The sequence below is a fragment of the Pseudomonas sp. AC463 genome, assembly GCF_979253585.1.
In genome coordinates this window covers 1-321 of record NZ_CEEDDZ010000336.1, presented here as the reverse complement: position 1 = coordinate 321, position 321 = coordinate 1, and the positions used below count along the sequence as shown (strand labels likewise).

General features: G+C 71.0%; 1 protein-coding gene and 1 pseudogene. Both read left to right on the top strand.

Annotated elements, in window-relative coordinates; all coding sequences use genetic code 11:
• Positions 1–112: 3-keto-5-aminohexanoate cleavage protein (locus tag AC0IYH_RS30405; protein WP_471837865.1), on the top strand; the 112-nt coding region annotated here is incomplete at its 5' end.
• A pseudogene (locus AC0IYH_RS30400) lies at positions 112–321 on the top strand (carboxymuconolactone decarboxylase family protein); the annotation flags it as partial. The gene AC0IYH_RS30405 and the pseudogene AC0IYH_RS30400, both read left to right, overlap by 1 nt.

The window sequence follows — 321 nt, the reverse complement described above, 5'->3', positions numbered from 1 at the left end:
ACTCGCGACGGGCAACGCGCCTCTCGTTGCGCGTGCGGCGCGGATCGTGCGCGAACTGGGCTACGAAGTGGCGACGCCGGCGCAGGCGCGCGACATCCTGAAGCTCGGCTGATGGCACGGCTCGCCATGCCCGATGTGCTGACCGACGAGCAGCGTTGCGTGTGCGACGAGGCGGCGGCGGGCAAGCGCGGCAAAGTGCCGGCGCCAATGATCGCGTGGCTGCGCAACCCGGAACTCGCACGGCGCGGCCAGCGCGTCGGGGAGCTGCTGCGCTACGACACGGCATTGCCGGCGCGACTGACCGAACTGGCGATCCTGATC